The organism is Marinobacter sp. es.042 (assembly GCF_900188315.1).
GTDB lineage: Bacteria > Pseudomonadota > Gammaproteobacteria > Pseudomonadales > Oleiphilaceae > Marinobacter.
Genome location: NZ_LT897781.1, coordinates 1,146,621 through 1,165,228, shown reverse-complemented (window position 1 = coordinate 1,165,228; position 18,608 = coordinate 1,146,621). Strand labels below are relative to the sequence as shown.

Below are 18,608 nucleotides of genomic sequence, written 5' to 3'. Positions count from 1 at the left end.
GCAAATCAGGAACACAGGGAGAACGACCCATGGGAATCCTCAGTGGCAAGAAAGCACTGATCGTTGGCGTAGCCAGCAAACTGTCCATTGCTTACGGTATCGCCGAGGCCTTCGCCCGCGAGGGTGCTGAACTGGCGTTTACCTACCAGAATGAAAAACTTCAGCCTCGGGTTGAGAAATTCGCCGAACAGTGGGGCAGCAAGCTGACTTTCCCCTGCGATGTCGCAAGTGACGAAGAAATTGAAAACGTCTTCAAAGAGCTGGGCAAGCACTGGGACAACATCGACATTATTGTTCATGCTGTCGGCTATGCGCCTGGACACGAGCTCGACGGCAACTACGTCGACGTAACCACCCGTGACGGCTTCCGAATTGCCCACGATATTAGCTCCTACAGCTTTGTGGCGCTGGCCAAGGGTGCCCGTGGCATGATGCATGAAGGCAGCTCGCTGATTACCCTGAGCTACCTCGGCGCCGAGAAGGTTCTGCAGAACTACAATGTGATGGGCCTGGCCAAGGCTTCCCTGGAAGCCAATGTTCGCTACATGGCCGCCAGCCTGGGCCGGGACGGCATTCGGGTGAATGGCATTTCCGCGGGCCCGATCAAGACCCTGGCCGCCTCTGGCATCAAGAGCTTCCGCAAGATGCTGGCCGAAAACGCCAGGCGTGCACCGCTGCGGCGAAACGTCACCATCGACGAAGTGGGTAATGCTGCCGCATTCCTCGGCTCTGATATGTCCTCCGGTATTACCGGCGAGATCATGTACGTGGACGGCGGCTTCAACATTACCGGAATGGGTGAACTGGAAGAGTAAGTCTCACCTTCCCCGAAAGTAAAAGAGCCGGCGCTGTGCCGGCTCTTTTCGTTGGATTGCGCGGACAAGAGTCAATCCTGGGCCATTGCCGAGGCCACGGCCTCCACCCACTCGACGTATGCGGTTTCGTCAGACTCGATGATTCTCGCCCCCACCAGAAAGCTCGACTCGTTGGGCCGACACCAGACCACTTCGACCATCAGACCGAAAGGTTGGGCGTGGTTACCAAGAAATACGCTCGCCGGCAACAGGGCCCCCAGGGAAAGGGGTTCTTCAGCTGTTAGGCAAAGACCACTGGCGGAAATATCACGAATACCGCAGACAAGGTCACGCTCCTCGGCTCCGGTTTCTTCAGGCAAGCCGGACTCAAGCTCGAGTATTGCCCTGGCTCGCGCCGTAAGACGGTAATCGGCCCGATTGTCCTGATCAACGGGCGGTTCATTCCGGGTTCCAAAGCTATAGTCATTGTCTGCCATTGTTGTTTTTCCTGCTTCGGCAATATCAGTTGCGGCCAACGCGAATCCGCCCGACTACCCTGCTAAGAGTATCGTCGAATTCCGCGGAGGTTCCCAGAACCCGTATCCGACCTTCAACAATTCCTTCAACAAGGGCGTCCTCGAGAAACTCGCGCCGGTTCAGGCCAAGACGGTCCACAAACACGAGCTTTCTCGACGCATTGATGCGTACGGCCAGTTTCAGACGGACAGGTTCATCAGACGTTTCATCGGGTTCAACGACAATCCAGCCACCAAGCTTGATGGCATCCACCTGTTTCTCGGCCAGCAGCGTTCTTTCCTTCCGGATCCGTTCCTTTTCAGCCTGTTCATCGGCGAGTCGTTGCTCTTCATCGGCTTGCCGCTGACGCTCAAACTCGGCTTCACGCTCCGCTTCCTCGGCTCTGCGCCGTTCTTCCGCGACTTCTTTTTCCCGCCTCAATTCCTCGGCGCGCAGCCTGGCAGCTTCCGCCGCCTGCTCCCTCTGCCGACGCTGCTTCTCGCAGACACGGGCAAGCAGTTCCACCGTTTCTGCCAACACCGTTCCGAACGGCGTGAGCTGAGGCAATGGCCGGATCTGCTCCTGCTCAAGGGCCCTCTGAAACTCGCCCCAGGTCTGCAGCCCCAGTTTCACGCCGGCGCCGTTGGTCCAGAGGATTTCTGCCGACTCCGGTAAGAACGCATAGAAGTAACGGCGCTGCTCCCCGACACCCTCGCCCTCGACAAACCATTGCCCCTCATACGGTTCAAAAGCCCCTGCCGCGGGCACTTCGAAGTTGAGCCAATTGCTATCCCAGTGGAAGCTCCCCGCCGCCGGCAGAGCCTCCACAAGATCCGGTGCCTCCCCTCTCAGCCTGGAAACCATGGCGGATTCGATCCCAGACAGGGACTCCGCAGGCAGTGATTCATTAAAAACCCGTTTCCAGACATCAAGGATGCGATCACCGATCTGTTCGCCCACGTGATAGAGCCGGTTACGGTCCTTGTCGGAAAGCGACGGATCACCAATCCAGACCAGCCATTCCAGCAACTTGCTGCCATGTCGCAGATTCTCTCCCTCGAGACCGGAATCCCAGATCGACTGCTTCAGCAGACCCTGCCAGTGATCAAGGATAAAGCGGACAATCGGAAGCGGGAGCTTGCGGCCCTGGAGAGCCCGACCAACCAATGCGCGGGAAGACTGCTCTGCCTTGCGCTGCTTTGCAGCGCCCTGCTCGGTTTCCAGCAGCCGTTGGCGGAGCTTTGCAACCTGGGCACTCCTCTTCCCGGCGTCTTCCTGCCAGCGATGACAAAATTCGTTCACCGGCTCCGTCTTGCCGGATTCAAAACTTGCGGAAACGGCGATAACCAGCGAATCCAGCTGATCCATCAGCACTTTGGCGGAACGGCCTCCGGAATCACTCCAGCCGCGCCACTCCTGAAGGCTGTCCAACCACTCCAGAAGGACCTTGCTGAAAGCTTTCTTCCCTTCGAGATTCATGCGCCAGGCAAGATAGAAACGCAGCCTTGCTACCCGGCGGGCGAGGCTCGGGTGCAGGCCGCTTGTCTTCAGGAACACGTCCATTATGCGGTCAGCCACATAGGCGGCGTTCACTTGCCGGGCTGACCACTCCAGATGAACGGAGCGGATAACGTGGGTAACCCGCTCGTCACGCTGTTCTGACCAGCAGGAAACCAGAAGTGGGCGCCAGTCGCTAACGGCGTCTGGTTCGAGCTTGCCAGCCGGGTATGGAAGATCAGGAACACGAATGCCGGCCAGGACATCGTCAATCTTGCCTGAAACCGCTGCAACGGAAGGCACATCCTTCGGTCTCTGCCTGTTTTGCGACATCCGTTCCCCGTACTTAAGAAGCGTTGAAAAGGCCCTGTAAATAACGCAGTATAACCAACTCGCCGGGGTTGACCGCAACCGAGCACCGGCGCTATTCGCGTTAATCTGCAACCCTGTTGGCATATTCTATAGTTCACAGGGCTGCAACGATCAGAATCGGGGAAGCAGAACAAAATGTCGGGCAACAAACTAGAGAATCTGAATGTGGCGAACCAGGAAGCACTGATAACTCCTGAAGCGCTGAAGAAGGAGATGCCGCTCTCCGACAAGGCCGCAGAAACCGTCTCAAAGGGCCGCCAGGCGATCTATGACATCATGGATGGCAAGGACCACCGGCTATTCGTCGTGGTGGGCCCCTGCTCCATTCACGATGTTGAAGCTGCGAGAGATTACGCCGCGCGCCTGAAGAAGCTTGCCGATGAAGTCAGCGATACGCTGCTGATCGTTATGCGTGTCTATTTCGAGAAGCCTCGCACAACCGTTGGCTGGAAAGGTCTCATCAACGATCCGCATCTGAACGATACTTTTGACATTGAGCAGGGCCTTCACATCGGTCGTCGTCTGCTGCTGGACATCAACGAGCTTGGCCTGCCCGCAGCCACCGAAGCGCTTGATCCGATCTCCCCGCAATACCTGCAGGACACCATTGCCTGGTCCGCCATCGGCGCCCGTACCACCGAGTCACAGACTCACCGCGAGATGAGCAGCGGCCTGTCCATGGCGATCGGTTTCAAGAACGGCACCGACGGCAGCCTGGACGTTGCGGTGAACGCCATGAAGTCCGTGTCTCACCCGCACAGTTTCCTGGGTATCGACCAGCAAGGGCAGGTGGCGATTATCCGTACCAAGGGCAATAACTACGGCCACGTTGTTCTCCGCGGTGGCGGTGGCAAACCCAACTACGATTCGGTGAGCGTCGCCCTGTGCGAACAGGCGCTGGATAAAGCAGGCCTGCGCAAGTCGATGATGATTGACTGCAGCCATGCCAACTCCAGCAAGGATCCGGCCATTCAGCCGCTGGTCATGCAGGATGTCACCCACCAGATCCTGGAAGGTAACACCTCGATCCAGAGCCTGATGGTGGAAAGCAACATCAATTGGGGTAACCAGTCGATCCCCGAGAACCTGGCAGATCTGAAGTACGGTGTCTCTGTAACAGACGCCTGCATTGACTGGCCGACCACGGAAAAGGCGATTCGGGATATGCGCGACAAGCTGAAAGACGTACTGCCCAAGCGCAAGATCGGCTGATTGTAGCCCGATACCAAACGGGGAGCCTCAGCTCCCCGTTTTTATTACCCCACCTATCCAGTCCAGCCTCTCCCTGAGCGCCACCACGTGGCCGATGATGACCAGCGTCGGCGGCTGAACAGCTTCAGCGTCTACCCTTTCGACAATATTGCAGAGGTTGCCTGTGACCACACGCTGATCCCTTGTGGTTCCCTTGGAAACCAGCGCAACGGGCATATCGTGAGACATGCCATGCGCAACCAGTTGCCGGCAGATGATCGGCAAACCGACGAGCCCCATGTAGAACACCAGGGTCTGATTGTTCTGAACAAAGTCTCGCCAGGGAAGATCGCAGGTATCGTTCTTGAGATGGCCGGTCACGAACCGGACTGACTGGGCATAATCCCGATGGGTGAGCGGGATTCCGGCGTAGGCCGAGCAGCCGGAAGCTGCGGTTATACCCGGCACCACCTGAAAGCGTACGCCGGCGTCGGCCAGAGTTTCAATTTCTTCGCCCCCGCGACCGAAGATAAACGGGTCTCCGCCCTTGAGACGGACAACCTTCCGACCCTGCCTGGCCAGATCCACCAATCGTTGATTGATCTGGTCCTGAGGCAAGGTGTGGTTGGCCCGCTGCTTGCCAACATGAATCATCTCGGCAGTGTCTGGAATCATGGCCAGTATTTCCGGCGACACCAGGCGATCGTAAAGCACGACTTCGGCTGCCGTAATCAGCCTCCAGGCTTTGAGTGTCAGCAGTTCAGGGTCGCCCGGCCCGGCCCCGACGAGGGCCACTTCGCCCGCAGATGTGTTCGGGTTCGAGGTCACCGGGTTTACCCTGTACCTTACCGGTGCAGGAGTTGCATCAACGCCCTTCCCTGGCGCACTTTGTTGCTGATCACTCATTGGATTATGTCGACGCCTCCCATGTACGGCCTGAGAACCTCCGGAACCACAATGCTGCCGTCTGCCTGCTGGTAATTCTCCATAACCGCAATCAGTGCACGTCCAACCGCAAGACCTGAGCCGTTCAGCGTATGCACGGGTTCCGGCTTGCCGGTTTCCGGGTTACGCCAACGGGCGTGCATGCGGCGTGCCTGGAAATCGCGGGTGTTGGAGCAGGATGAAATTTCGCGGAACTTGTCCTGTCCCGGCAACCAGACTTCCAGATCGTAGGTCTTGGCCGCCGAAAAGCCCATGTCGCCACCACACAGTACAACGACGCGATAAGGCAGCTCCAGCAGTTGCAGAACCTTTTCTGCGTGCCCGGTGAGAGCCTCCAGGGCGGCGTCAGAATCGGCGGGGCGAACGACATGCACGAGTTCAACCTTATCGAACTGATGCTGACGGATCATGCCGCGGGTATCTCGGCCGTAGGAGCCGGCCTCACTGCGGAAGCACGGTGTATGACAGACCATCTGCAGCGGCAACTCTGCGGCATCGAGGATGGAGTCTGAGACCAGATTGGTGGCAGGCACTTCCGCGGTTGGAATCAGGTAAAGCGGGTGTTCGCCCTCGGTTTTGAACAGATCTTCCTCAAACTTGGGCAACTGGCCCGTGCCATAGAGGCTATCAGCATTCACGAGGTAAGGTACGTAAGTCTCGAGGTAGCCATGTTCGCGGGTGTGCAGATCCAGCATGAACTGGGCCAGAGCCCTGTGCAGCCGTGCGACCGGCCCTCGCATAACAGCAAACCGCGAGTGGGCCAGGCGGGTCGCGGTCTCGAAGTCCAGGCCTTTCAGACCCTCCCCAAGGGCAACGTGATCTTTGGGCTCGAAATCAAAGGTCTTGGGCGTGCCCCAGGTTCGAATCTCGACGTTGTCGTCTTCGCTCTCACCAGCAGGCACATCTTCGTCCGGAAGGTTCGGGATTCCGGCCAGGAACCCGTTGAGCTCCTCCTGCAGCGAACGGAGCTCGTCTTCAGCTTCGGATCTCTTTTTCTTCAGATCTTCCACCTCATCCAGCAGCGGCTGGATGTCCTCACCGGCTGCCTTGGCTTTCCCGATTGATTTGGACCGTTTGTTCTGCTCGCTCTGCAGGTTTTCCGTGCTTACCTGAAGGGCGCGGCGGCGTTCCTCAAGCTGCTCGAAGGTGGCGGTATCGAATTCGAAATTCTTGATGGTCAGCCGACGGGCGATCTCTTCTGTCTGGGTGCGGACACGTTTGGGATCGAGCATGATTATCCTGAATCTTCCGGTTAGCGATGTTTTCGATGACTGGCCATTATACCTGCACTGGCGCTCGTGGCTACCGCAGCAAGAGGCTCAGGTATAGCGTTTGCGGGGGCTTTCAGAGTTGCGGGAATCCAGGCGCTGGCGTTTCTCCGCCAGCTTGATCTCCAGCCCACGATTCACGGGCTCGTAGTATCGGCGCTGGTGGATCGCCTCGGGCAGATAGGACTCGCCGGCGGCGAAGGCCTCCGGTTCGTCGTGTGCGTACCGATAGGTATCTCCGTGGCCCATGCTCTTCATCAGCTTGGTGGGCGCATTGCGCAGGTGGACCGGGACTTCGTAGTCCGGATCCTGCCGGATGTCCGCCATGCACCTGTTGAAGGCGTTGTAAACCGCATTGCTCTTGGGCGCCATGGCCAGGTAGGTCACTGCCTGGGCCAGTGCCAGCTCCCCTTCCGGAGATCCCAAGCGCTCCTGAGCGTCCCAGGCTTCCATGCTGAGTTGCAGAGCACGGGGGTCGGCGTTACCAATGTCTTCGCTGGCAATTCGCACGAGACGCCGGGCGACATAGAGAGGATCACAGCCACCATCCAGCATCCGGCACAGCCAATACAGCGAGCCATCCGGATCTGATCCGCGAACAGATTTATGCAACGCTGAGATCTGGTCGTAGAATACGTCACCGCCCTTGTCGAACCGGCGGAGGCTGGTCTGCATGACCTGCTCAAGCTGATCCGCCGTTACCCGATCCGTGCCGGCCTCATCCGGCTCCGCCAGGTCAGCCGCCACTTCCAGGACATTGAGAGCACGGCGGGCGTCGCCACCAGAGGCTGCCGCCATCAGGGTCAGCACGTCTTCATCAACTCGCAGGCGTCCACCAAAACCCTCATCAACTGTCAGCGCACGGCGTAGCAACTGAAGGATGTCCTCTTCCTCAAGGTTCTTGAGCACGTAGACACGTGTTCTGGAAAGCAACGCACTGTTCAGCTCAAAAGAGGGATTCTCAGTGGTCGCACCAACGAAGATGAATGTACCGTCTTCAATGTGGGGGAGAAACGCATCCTGCTGGCTTTTGTTGAAGCGGTGAACTTCATCCACGAACAACAGTGTGTCGCGACCCTGTGACTGCTTGCGATTACGAGCCCGCTCAACAACGGCCCGAATCTCTTTCACACCGCTCAGTACGGCCGAAACCGTCTCGAAACTGAGATCGCTGACATTGGCCAGTAGTTGGGCGAAGGTGGTTTTGCCGACTCCAGGAGGGCCCCAGAGTATCATTGAGTGAAGCTGGCCCTGCTCAACGGCGCGCCTCAGCGGTTTTCCGGGCCCTACCAGATGGGCCTGGCCCACATAGTCATCCAGGCTTGCCGGCCGCATTCTCGCGGCCAGCGGCCGGAAGCCAGAGGATTCCGTGAACAGGCTGTCCTGCATCAGGCCCCGTCCCGGATAATATCCACACCCTCCGGATAGTCGAGGGTAAATGCGCCGGCCTCAACGGGCTCGTTCAGCCTGATCCGGTCAAAACTCAGTACGCTGAGCTGTGCCAGGGAATCCTGCATGCGCATCTCCTGGAGCTCACCCTTGAAGAACGTCAGCCTGAGCGACGTAAAGAGGGAGTCCGGGCTGCGTGGCTCCAGGGTAAATTCACGGGTGTTGTCGCCAATCTGGCGACCGGAAACACTGTAGGTTTCCTCCAGATTATTCACCTCACCGCTTAACAGGAGCGCGGGTGTGGACTGCACACGATCGTCGAGATTGTGAATGGTAACCTGCTCCAGGTCCGGATCGTAAACTTCCACCGTTTCGCCATTACTGACAATAAACTGTGACAGGGGCGCACTGGTCTCCCAGTAAAACAGCCCTGGGCGCTTGGCCTTCAGGGAGCCACGGGTTTCCTGCACCTTGTTACCATTCTCGTTGACCACGATCTGGATGAAATCCGCCTGATAGGATTCGTAACCCTTCAGCAGCGAGGCCAACTCATCTGCACTCGCGTCTTCTTCACTGGCAGTTGCAGGGCTGGCAATAAACGCCGCCATAATCAGTGTTGCCAGGCATTTCAGAAAAGACTGTAGCATTACTCGTTACTCCTAATCTCTGGGTGGCGGCGGTGCCAGAACTTCTCGGGCCCCGTTATGGCCTGCGGCGCTTACTACGCCGGATGCTTCCATGGCATCAACCAGGTTGGCCGCCCGGTTGTACCCGATCTTGAATTTTCGCTGTACCGATGAAATCGAAACGCGGCGACCTTCGGTAACGAAGGCAACGGCCTCGTCATAAAGAGCATCCCCTTCACTATCCCCGCCTCCTTCCGAGAGATTGGGAACGCCCGGCAGGCTCTCGCCTTCGGCGCCATTGAGAACATCGTCAACGTATACGGGCTCACCCCGAGCTTTCCATGCACTCACCACGCGATGGACTTCATCGTCATCCACAAAAGCCCCATGCACCCGAACCGGCAGGCCAGAGCCTGGTGGCAGGTAGAGCATGTCACCATGCCCCAGGAGCTGCTCGGCGCCGCCCTGATCCAGCACCGTGCGCGAATCGATCTTGGACGAGACCTGGAACGACATCCGGGTGGGAATGTTGGCCTTGATCAGACCGGTGATCACATCCACCGACGGCCTCTGGGTCGCAAGGATCAGGTGGATACCGGCCGCCCGCGCCTTCTGGGCAATCCGGGCAATGAGTTCCTCAACCTTCTTGCCGACGATCATCATCATGTCGGCAAATTCATCAATAACAACCACGATGAAGGGAAGCGTGTCCAGCTCGGGGCGCTCCTGCTCGTCGTTGGCCAGGTACTCGTCCGGCTTCCAGAACGGATCAAGAAGTGGCTCGCCGGCGGCCATCGCATCTTTGACCTTGCGGTTATAGCCTGCGAGGTTTCGAACCCCGAGACTCGCCATCAACTTGTACCGGCGCTCCATTTCAGCGACACACCAACGTAGTGCGTTGGCCGCCTCCTTCATATCGGTGACCACCGGCGCCAGCAGGTGCGGAATGCCGTCGTAGATGCTGAGCTCCAGCATCTTGGGGTCCACCATGATGAAGCGGACCTCCTCCGGCCCCGCCTTCAGCAGCATACTGAGCAGCATGGCATTGACGCCGACGGATTTACCGGAACCGGTGGTGCCCGCCACCAGCAGGTGCGGCATTTTGGAGAGATTGGCAACCATCGGGTTACCGCCAATGTCGTTACCCAGTGCCAGGGTCAGCGGTGAGCTGGAATCCTGGAACACCCGCGCGCCAAGCACTTCACTGAGCCGGACCATTTCCCGTTCTTCGTTGGGAATCTCGATACCGACCACAGACTTGCCGGGAATCACCTCGACCACCCGAACACTCAGTACGGCCAGTGAACGGGCCAGATCCTTTGCCAGGTTGGAAATCTTGCTGACTTTCACACCTGGGGCCGGCTTGATCTCGAATCGGGTAATAACGGGACCGGGGTTGACCTCAACCACTTCCACGGACACCCCGAAATCCCCCAGCTTTTCTTCAAGCAGGCGGGACATATGCTCCAGGGATTCTTCGGAGTAGCCTCTCTCTTTGTGTTCCTCGGGCGGGTCCAGCAGAGAGATCGGCGGAATCGGGCTTTCAATGTCTTCCAGCAGCGATGGCTGTTTATTGCCCTTGTCTTTCGACTGGGCAGGCTGCTCATCTTTCTTGAAGGGCGAAATCTTCAGCGACCGTCCGGCGGGCTGAGGAGATGGCTCGGGTTTGGCGGGTTTTCCATTAGCACCAGGAGCCTCATCCCGTGAACTGAAGCTTTCGAGCCTCGCAGGTTCCGGGTCAACTTCGGCAGAAAGACCATCCAATGCCGGCTCTTTTCGACCGGTTTCTTGCTTCGACGCGGGCTTCGGGGCTTTTACCTTCTTCGGCCCAAAGCCTGGAATCCGTTGCCACCAGCGTGGTTTGTCGGCATCTGCTTTCTGCCGTTTGCTGTCCATGGCCGGCACACGGTCCTTTACCACCGGTGGCTCAGCTCTGGGTTCTGGTTTGGGCTCTGGTTTTTCCGATTTCGGCTTGCCTTTAAACAGGCTCTTGATGGCAAGGCCCGTTCTGAGCGTCAAACCGCCCACCTGATCCATCAGCCAGAACCAGGAAAGCCCGGTGGTAACCGTTAACGCGAACAGGAAAATGGCAATCAGCAGCAGGGTTGTTGCCGGCAGGTTGAAAAACCGCACCATGGCGTCGGCAACAGCCGTTCCAAGGACACCGCCCGAGGACGCCCCCAGACCAAACACGGAATACAGCGACAACAGACTGGTTGCCGAGAGAAGAATCAGCAAAAAACCACCGAAGCGCATCATGAACAGCGGCCAATGCAGATCCAGAGAATCGTTACGCCGACGGATGAGCATCAACGCGTATCCCGCAATCATGACCGGGAACAGATAGGCAACGTGGCCGAAGAAATCCATGAACAGGCTGGCGAGCCAGGCACCGGTTCGGCCCGCATAATTCTGAACGCTGGTGTCATGACCAATACTGGCCCAGCCCGGATCTGACGGGCTAAAGGTAACCAGTGCCATGGAAAGGTAAATGCAAAGGGCAATAAGCGCGATGACGGCGCCTTCTCGAGCGCCCTGGGCGGCCAGCCGGCGAAAGCGCTGCTGCTTCTCTGTCAGTTCCTGTGGTGCTTTCTTCGCTTTTGCAGATTCGGCCATGAATGCTCAGACGTTATCGGTGCTTTCGTTCCGAAGCGCCTGAAAGCCGCGTTCAAGATCGGTTTTCAGGTCTTCTACGGCTTCGATCCCCACGGAAATCCGTACCAGATTCTCCGTGATCCCGGCCCGCGCCTTATCCTCCGGGGATAGTCGCCCGTGAGTGGTTGTGGCCGGGTGGGTGATCGTGGTCTTGACGTCACCGAGGTTTGCGGTGATGGAGATCATCCGGGTGCCATCGATGAAGCGCCATGCCTCCTCCCGCGCACCCTTGAGCTGGAACGACAGCACACCACCAAACCCGGTCTGCTGCTTTTTCGCCAGCTCATGTTGCGGATGACTCTGGAGCCCGGCGTAGAAAACACGTTCGACTGCCGGCTGTTGCTCCAGCCACAAGGCCAACTCTAACGCATTGTCACAGTGGGCGCGCATACGAATTGGTAAGGTTTCCAGGCCTTTCTGAAACACCCAGGCGTTGAAGGGGCTCATGGTGGGCCCGGCGGAACGCAGGAAGCCATAGATCTCTTCCATCATCTTCTCGGATCCGACCACGACGCCGCCCACGCAGCGACCCTGACCATCCAGATATTTGGTCGCCGAGTGAATCACGATGTCTGCGCCCTGCTCCAATGGACGCTGGAGCACCGGTGTGCAAAAGCAGTTATCGACCACGAACAGGGCATCGCTGTCTCGTGCTAGCTGCCCCAGGACCTCCATATCCGCCACTTCGCAGAGCGGATTGGAGGGCGTTTCAATAAACAGCATCCGGGTTTCGGGACGGATCGACGCCTGCCACTCTTCCATATCCGTCAGACTGACAAACGTGGTTTCCACCCCGAAACGTGCCATGTATTTCTGGAACAACACGTTGGTGGTGCCAAACACACCCCTGGAACAGATCACATGATCGCCGCTCTTGAGCAGCGCCATGCAGGTGCTCAGGATCGCAGACATACCGGATGCGGTGGCGACCGCACGCTCACCGCCTTCCATGGCCGCGATCCGGCCTTCAAACGCCTGGACCGTAGGGTTGGTAAACCGGGAGTAAATGTTTCCGGGCTCTTCGCCGCCAAATCGCGCCGCCGCCTGCGCCGCGCTGCCATAAACGAAGCTGGACGTGGGGAATATCGCGTCGCTGTGCTCAAGCTGCCCGGTGCGGATCTGCCCTGCCCTCACGGCCAGGGTGTCCACGGACATCCCGTCCAGGTCGGACTCCGGGATCCAGACAGTTTCTTCGCGGCGAAAAGTCATCTACATCTCCTGCCTGAAAGCGGCGTTCAGTCTTCGTCGTTATGCAAGTCGATAATGCCATTGTCCCCGTCAGCACCACCGGCACTCTCGGATCGCTTTTCGTCATTGCGCAAGCCGTCAATGCGGCTTAAATATGCTTCATCGACATCACCGGTTACATAATCGCCAGTGAATACAGAGCACTCCCACCCCTCAATGTCGTCGTTCACTTCACTGACGCAGGTTATAAGGTCCTCCAGATCCTGATAGAGCAGCCAGTCGGCACCGATCAGTTCCCGGATTTGCTCTACGGTGCGCCCGTGGGCAATGAGCTCACTGGCGGAGGGCATGTCGATACCATACACGTTCGGGTAGCGAACAGGAGGCGCCGCAGACGCAAAATAGACCTTACGGGCACCGGCATCCCGAGCCATCTGGACGATTTCCTTGCAGGTGGTTCCGCGAACGATGGAATCATCCACCAGCATCACGTTTTTGCCACGAAACTCCAGATCGATCGGGTTAAGCTTCTGTCGGACCGATTTCTTGCGCATTTTCTGGCCCGGCATGATAAATGTCCGGCCGATGTAGCGGTTTTTGATAAAGCCTTCCCGGAATTTCACACCCAGGCGATGCGCCATCTGCATGGCTGACGTCCGGCTGGTGTCCGGAATTGGCATGACAACGTCGATATCGTGATCCGGCGTCTCGCGGAGAACTTTCTCCGCCAGTGTTTCGCCCATGCGCAGCCGAGCCTTGTAAACGGACACCTTATCTATGATGGAGTCAGGCCGTGCGAAATACACGTGTTCGAAAATGCAAGGGTACAGATGCGGCTGCTCGGCGCACTGGCGGGTATACAGGGTACCGTCAGTTTCGATATAGACCGCCTCGCCCGGGGCAATATCGCGCACGAGGCTGTAACCCGCTGCGTTCAGGGCAACACTTTCAGAGGCAATCATGTATTCCTTGCGGCCATTCTCGTCAGTGCGTTCGCCGTAGCAGGCAGGCCGGATACCATTCGGGTCCCGGAAGCCAACAATGCCATAGCCGGTAATCATGGCAATGACGGCGTAGGCACCCCGGCAGCGCTTATGAACCGCGCTCACCGCAGAAAAGATCTCATCCTTGGTCGGGTCCAGCTTGCCAAGCTTCTGCAATTCATGGGCGAACACGTTCAACAGCACTTCCGAGTCGGAGTTCGTGTTGATGTGGCGCAGATCGGTCCGGAACAGGTCCTTGCTGAGATCATCAGCATTGGTCAGGTTGCCGTTGTGAGCGAGGGTAATGCCATACGGGCTGTTTACATAGAACGGCTGGGCTTCGGCAGAGCTGGAACTGCCGGCAGTCGGATAGCGCACGTGGCCTATACCCACGTTGCCCACCAGACGACGCATATGACGGGTATGGAAAACATCCCGTACCAGGCCATTGTCTTTGCGGAGGAAAAACCGTTCATCCTGAAATGTCACAATGCCCGCCGCGTCCTGGCCCCGGTGCTGAAGTACGGTCAGCGCATCATAGAGCGACTGATTGACGTTGGAAGTACTGACGATGCCGACAATGCCACACATGGATAAGTGTATCTCCGAGTGTTAAAACTGAATGTTAGCGGGACACGGACGCGGGTTCCACGCCTTCCTGCTCTGTAACGGAATCCGGTTCCGGCGCGCTTTCGGGCGCAGGCCCAAGAAAGCGCGCAAATTCATCGCCCAGGGTCCGTCTGGACCAGTCTTCCACCACCGCCAGGCGATCAATAATGATCGAGGTGCGCCACCAGGTATCCTGGGCCAGCGGTGTGTAACGGGTAAATGCAATCGCAACGATCACCACCACCACGCCCCGCAAAAGGCCAAACCCCATCCCAAGCACCCGATCGGTGGCCGACAAGCCGGTGGCCCGAATCAGATGACCGATCATGTTGTTGATGATGGCACCGACGATGAGCGTTCCGAAGAAAAGTATGGCAAAAGCAGCAATAAGCCGGACAAGCGGCGTTTCAACCGTGCTCTCCAGCAGGGACTGCATCTGGGGGTGGAAGGTTCTGGCCAGGATGAACGCGCCCACCCAGGTCACCAGCGAGAGGGCTTCCCGTACAAAGCCCCGTTTCAGACTGATGAGGGTGGAAACTGTAATCAGGGCGATAATGACCCAGTCAATCCAGATCAGCGCTTCCATTGAAAACCCGGTGGAGAAAAGGAAGCGCGAATTCTATCAGGAAACCCCGGTTCGCCAAACCGCAAGACACACATAAACCGGACCCCGGGCGTTATTTTTCGCCGGAGGTCACCAGACTGTTAAGACCAAAGGCATCGTCCAGAGCCCTTTTGGCGGATTCGGCCTCGGTTTTTGACGCAAAGGGCCCGCTGAAGACCCTTGTCAGCGTTGTGTCGCCGCGGACAACCTCCTGAAGATGAGAGCCATAGCCCTGCTCCCGGACCTGATCCCTCAGGCGTCGGGCGTTGTCGGCATTGCCAAAGCTGCCCAACTGCACCACCCAGGCGCCATCCAGCGACCGCTCATACTCTGCAGCTTCTGTGGCAGCGCTCTCCGAGGTTTGTTCAGATGTCTGAGCCGGCTCATTGGCGGATTCCTGAGCGTTGTCGCTCTCGGGCTGGCCAGCATCGGACGAATCGGTTACGTCCTGCACCTCATCCTGGCCAGGCGCCTCTTCCAGGATACGATAACCCGGGGAATCCTCTGCTTCTTGCGCGCTTGAGGGTGCTGCCAGGCCACTATCGCTGGACTCAAGACCGTAAGACGGCGCCGGCGCCAATTCCGATTCGGGCGCTTCCACTTCAGGGAAAGGCGGCTCTTCCGGAATCTTGATGGTTGTGGACGTGCGCTCGGAATGAGGCTCATCAAAAAGCATGGGAACAAAGATAACCGCCAGGGAAACAAGTACCAGCGCCCCGATTATTCTCTGTTTCAGTCCATCCACGTTGCTAGGCTCCCAACTGTTATGACTGCGCCCCGACGGGCACCCATGCGCAGATACTAACTGGCCGGCAACCGGAACTCAAAGTGTCAGGCCCGGCCATGGACAAAGTTTAAGGCGGCCTGCCTAGCTTCCGGCTGCCTTGCCAGCGAGCAGAATCTCGCGTCCTTCAGCGACCGTGAAGAAAGAACCGAACACAATCACAAGATCGTTCGGGTCAGCCTCGGCCAATGCTGAAACCAACGCCTCCCGCACGGATTCGAAAGCCGGCGCCTGGATCCCCGAATCGGCCAGTCTTGCTTGCAGGTCTTGATCGGAAAGGCCTCTTGGTACTTTGAGACCGGCCAGATACCAGGCATCGACCACATCAACCATGGCTCTGCCCACACCTGCCACGTCCTTGTCAGCCAGGGCGCCATAAACTCCATGCACCCGCCTGCCCGGGGATTTTAGCTGACTCAACTGACCAGACAACCAACCGGCAGCATGGGGGTTATGACCAACATCCAGAAAGATATCCGGTGCGGAACCAACACGCTCGAAACGCCCGGGCACACTCAGACCTGAAAGCACCTGCTCAATGACTGATACCGGCAGGTTCGGTTCAAGCTCCCGTATGGCCACCACTGCGGCTGCCACGCTTTTGATCGGCAGTGGAACGGCCGGCAGACGAATCGCCTGGCTTTTGTGGCGAAGCACTACCGCCGGAGCATCATCGCCTGCTTGCTGCTCGCTCACCAGCTCATAATCACGCCCCAGCAAAGCCAGTTCTACTTTCTGCGCAGTGGCCTGCTGAAGCACCGAACGTGGCGGATCAGAATCGGCGTAGACCGAGGGGATGCCCGGTCTCAGAACCCCGGCCTTTTCAAACCCGATGACTTCGCGGTTGTCACCAAGGAACGCAACATGGTCGATGTCCACCGATGTCAGGATGGCAAAATCCGCATCCAGGACATTGACAGCATCCAGCCGCCCACCCAGGCCAACTTCCAGCACCCAGTCATCAAGGCCCGCATCGGCAAAGGCCACGAAAGCGGCAAGAGTTCCGAATTCAAAATAGGTAAGAGAGACGTTGCCACGTGCTTTTTCGACGGCTTCGAACGCCCTGACAAGCGCATCGTCGGAGATATCCTCACCATTAAGACGCACACGTTCGTTATAGCGTTGTAGATGGGGCGAGGTATACGCGCCGGTCCGGCGGCCAGCCGCGCGCAACAGGGACTCCACAGTGGCAACCGCGCTGCCTTTGCCGTTAGTGCCAGCCACAGTGATGATCCGGGCGGACGGCTTTCGCCGGAACAGCCGCCGCAGAACCACGAGGACCCGGTCAAGGCCGAGATCAATCTCTGTAGGGTGTATCGCTTCCAGGTAGGTAAGCCACTGATCGACAGTGGCACCAGGCCCCGGCGATGCCGAGGGCTGGTCTGCAGGGCTACTCGGCAGGGGCATCGGTTTCGGGCTTCTCCGAGACTTCAAACTCAATCGGGTCTTCGGTTCCCGGGCGCTCCTGGCCGGTAAACTTGGCGAGCACGTGAGCAATGCGTTCGCGCATCTGGTGGCGATGGAGAATCATATCAATCGCGCCATGCTCAAGCAGGAACTCACTGCGCTGGAAACCTTCCGGCAGTTTTTCACGAACCGTCTGTTCGATAACCCGGGGGCCGGCGAAGCCGATCAATGCGTTTGGCTCTGCAATGTTGAGATCCCCCAGCATGGCCAGACTGGCGGAAACGCCACCGAAGACAGGGTCCGTCATCACCGAGATATAGGGAATACCCTCAACTTTCATCCTCTCAAGCACAGCGGCTGTCTTCGACATCTGCATCAACGACAGGATCGCTTCCTGCATGCGGGCGCCGCCGCTGGCTGAGAAGCAGACCAACGGGATACGCTCCTTGAGAGCAACATTTGCGGCCTGGACAAACTTCTCCCCGACCACTTGCCCCATAGAGCCACCAAGGAATCCAAATTCGAACGCGCAGGCAACTAAAGGAACCCCGAGCGTCGTGCCTTTCATCGCTACGAGAGCATCCTTTTCCCCAGTAGCTTTCTGCGCCTGGGACAACCGATCTTTGTACCGCTTACTATCCTTGAACTTCAATCGATCCCAAGGCTCAAGCTCAGCGGCAATTTCTTCACGACCCTCTGGATCAAGAAAAATTTCGAGGCGCCGGCGCGCAGTGACTCTCAAATGATGGTTACATTTCGGGCACACATCCAGGTTCTTCTCAAGTTCCGGCTTGTAGAGAAACGCGCCGCACTTGGGACACTTCTTCCACAGCCCCTCGGGTACGCCGGTTCTCTGCTTCGACTCCGAGCGTATCTTGCTCGGCATAATCTTGTCCAGCCAGTTACTCATGGTCTCATCCTGTCCTTTGACGCCTGTTTGCCCTCCTCCCCTTCATTCAGGAGGCGAGACTGTCCAGTGCTTCACGCATCGGGTGGAGCAGATCCGTCAATGCCCGCTTGAGCTGGTCGGTATCTGCCTGATTTCTGGCTATTGTATCGACCAGGACGCTGCCAACAATTACACCATCGGATACCCGACCGACCGCCGCGGCAGTTTCCGCATCACGAATACCGAAACCAACACCCACCGGGAGGGCTGTCAGTTCGTGAATATGATTGACCTTGGCAGCCACCTCTTCCACGTTGATCGTGGCCGATCCCGTCACACCCTTGATAGAAACATAGTACACATAACCGGAGGAGTGCTCACTGATTGCCCGGATCCGGTCATCGGTCGTCGTTGGTGACAGCAGGAAGATGGCGTCGAGATTTCGCTGGGTAAACAACGGAGCAACCTCGTCGGCCTCCTCCGGTGGCAAGTCAACGGTCAGAATGCCGTCGACGCCAGCATCCTTGGCCGCATCTGCAAAACGCACGTAGCCCATGGCTTCCATCGGGTTCAGGTAGCCCATCAAAACCACCGGAGTTGCGTCGTCTGACTTTCGGAACTCCTTGACCATGGCAATCACCTGCCTCAGCGAGGTACCGTGCACCAGGGCCCGCTCACAGGCAAGCTGGATTACCGGGCCATCTGCCATGGGGTCAGAGAACGGCACCCCCAGCTCGATAATATCTGCCCCCGCCTCAACCAACGTGTGCATCAGATCTACCGTGACATCGGGATGCGGGTCACCGGCGGTAATGTAGGGAATAAGTGCCTTCCGGCCTTGTCCTTTCAGGGCCTTGAGGACCCCTTCAATTCGGCTCATGCCTGCTCCTG

At 58.0% G+C, this 18,608-nt stretch carries 15 protein-coding genes and 1 pseudogene; 2 read left to right on the top strand and 14 right to left on the bottom strand.

The window, feature by feature from the left end; genetic code table 11:
* Positions 1-29 precede the first annotated feature (29 nt).
* Positions 30-815, top strand: coding sequence for an enoyl-ACP reductase (locus CFB02_RS05500; RefSeq protein WP_008171720.1), 786 nt, complete (start codon positions 30-32; stop codon positions 813-815).
* Between the two features lie 71 nt (positions 816-886).
* On the opposite strand, the gene CFB02_RS05495 is transcribed toward CFB02_RS05500, so the two are convergent.
* Positions 887-1,291, bottom strand: a complete 405-nt coding sequence (locus CFB02_RS05495; protein ID WP_088557208.1) for a PilZ domain-containing protein — start codon at positions 1,289-1,291, stop codon at positions 887-889.
* A gap of 25 nt (positions 1,292-1,316) precedes the next feature.
* Positions 1,317-3,140 carry a DUF1631 family protein gene (locus tag CFB02_RS05490; RefSeq protein WP_088557207.1) on the bottom strand — a complete coding sequence of 608 codons (1,824 nt, stop codon included), beginning with the start codon at positions 3,138-3,140 and terminating at the stop codon, positions 1,317-1,319.
* A 174-nt stretch (positions 3,141-3,314) separates the two neighbouring features.
* Between CFB02_RS05490 and CFB02_RS05485 the strand changes: the two genes are divergently transcribed.
* A complete protein-coding gene (locus CFB02_RS05485) occupies positions 3,315-4,391 on the top strand; it encodes a 3-deoxy-7-phosphoheptulonate synthase (RefSeq protein WP_088557206.1) in 1,077 nt (358 codons plus the stop codon).
* 27 nt (positions 4,392-4,418) lie between these two features.
* On the opposite strand, the pseudogene cobA reads toward CFB02_RS05485, so the two are convergent.
* The 12 genes and pseudogenes from cobA to trpA form a co-directional block, all read right to left on the bottom strand.
* Positions 4,419-5,360 (bottom strand): annotated as a pseudogene (gene cobA, locus CFB02_RS05480) (uroporphyrinogen-III C-methyltransferase); the annotation flags it as partial.
* Positions 5,273-6,547 (bottom strand): serine--tRNA ligase, encoded by a 1,275-nt coding sequence (gene serS, locus CFB02_RS05475; protein WP_088557204.1) that lies wholly within the window; start codon positions 6,545-6,547, stop codon positions 5,273-5,275. The gene serS and the pseudogene cobA, both read right to left, overlap by 88 nt.
* An 87-nt stretch (positions 6,548-6,634) precedes the next feature.
* On the bottom strand, positions 6,635-7,972 hold the full coding sequence (locus CFB02_RS05470) for a replication-associated recombination protein A (RefSeq protein ID WP_088557203.1): 1,338 nt from the start codon (positions 7,970-7,972) through the stop codon (positions 6,635-6,637).
* Positions 7,972-8,619: an outer membrane lipoprotein chaperone LolA gene (lolA, locus tag CFB02_RS05465; RefSeq protein ID WP_088557202.1), complete on the bottom strand. Its 648-nt coding sequence runs from the start codon at positions 8,617-8,619 to the stop codon at positions 7,972-7,974. The genes CFB02_RS05470 and lolA overlap by 1 nt, the downstream gene beginning before the upstream one ends.
* 12 nt (positions 8,620-8,631) lie before the next feature.
* The gene (locus CFB02_RS18445) at positions 8,632-11,214 is read right to left on the bottom strand and encodes a DNA translocase FtsK (RefSeq protein WP_088557201.1); all 2,583 of its coding nucleotides are present in this window, start codon (positions 11,212-11,214) and stop codon (positions 8,632-8,634) included.
* A gap of 6 nt (positions 11,215-11,220) precedes the next feature.
* The gene (locus CFB02_RS05455; RefSeq protein ID WP_088557200.1) at positions 11,221-12,462 is read right to left on the bottom strand and encodes an O-succinylhomoserine sulfhydrylase; all 1,242 of its coding nucleotides are present in this window, start codon (positions 12,460-12,462) and stop codon (positions 11,221-11,223) included.
* Positions 12,463-12,488: 26 nt separating this feature from the next.
* Positions 12,489-14,015 (bottom strand): amidophosphoribosyltransferase, encoded by a 1,527-nt coding sequence (gene purF / locus CFB02_RS05450; RefSeq protein ID WP_088557199.1) that lies wholly within the window; start codon positions 14,013-14,015, stop codon positions 12,489-12,491.
* A 34-nt stretch (positions 14,016-14,049) separates the two neighbouring features.
* Positions 14,050-14,619 (bottom strand): CvpA family protein, encoded by a 570-nt coding sequence (locus tag CFB02_RS05445; RefSeq protein WP_088557198.1) that lies wholly within the window; start codon positions 14,617-14,619, stop codon positions 14,050-14,052.
* A gap of 91 nt (positions 14,620-14,710) precedes the next feature.
* Positions 14,711-15,382, bottom strand: a complete 672-nt coding sequence (locus CFB02_RS05440; protein ID WP_088557197.1) for an SPOR domain-containing protein — start codon at positions 15,380-15,382, stop codon at positions 14,711-14,713.
* Between the two features lie 123 nt (positions 15,383-15,505).
* Entirely contained in the window at positions 15,506-16,828 is a 1,323-nt protein-coding gene (gene folC / locus CFB02_RS05435) for a bifunctional tetrahydrofolate synthase/dihydrofolate synthase (RefSeq protein ID WP_088557196.1), read from the bottom strand.
* Entirely contained in the window at positions 16,812-17,738 is a 927-nt protein-coding gene (accD, locus tag CFB02_RS05430; protein ID WP_088557195.1) for an acetyl-CoA carboxylase, carboxyltransferase subunit beta, read from the bottom strand. Before accD ends, folC begins: the two co-directional genes overlap by 17 nt.
* A 46-nt stretch (positions 17,739-17,784) precedes the next feature.
* Positions 17,785-18,597, bottom strand: a complete 813-nt coding sequence (trpA, locus tag CFB02_RS05425) for a tryptophan synthase subunit alpha (protein ID WP_088557194.1) — start codon at positions 18,595-18,597, stop codon at positions 17,785-17,787.
* Positions 18,598-18,608: the final 11 nt, after the last annotated feature.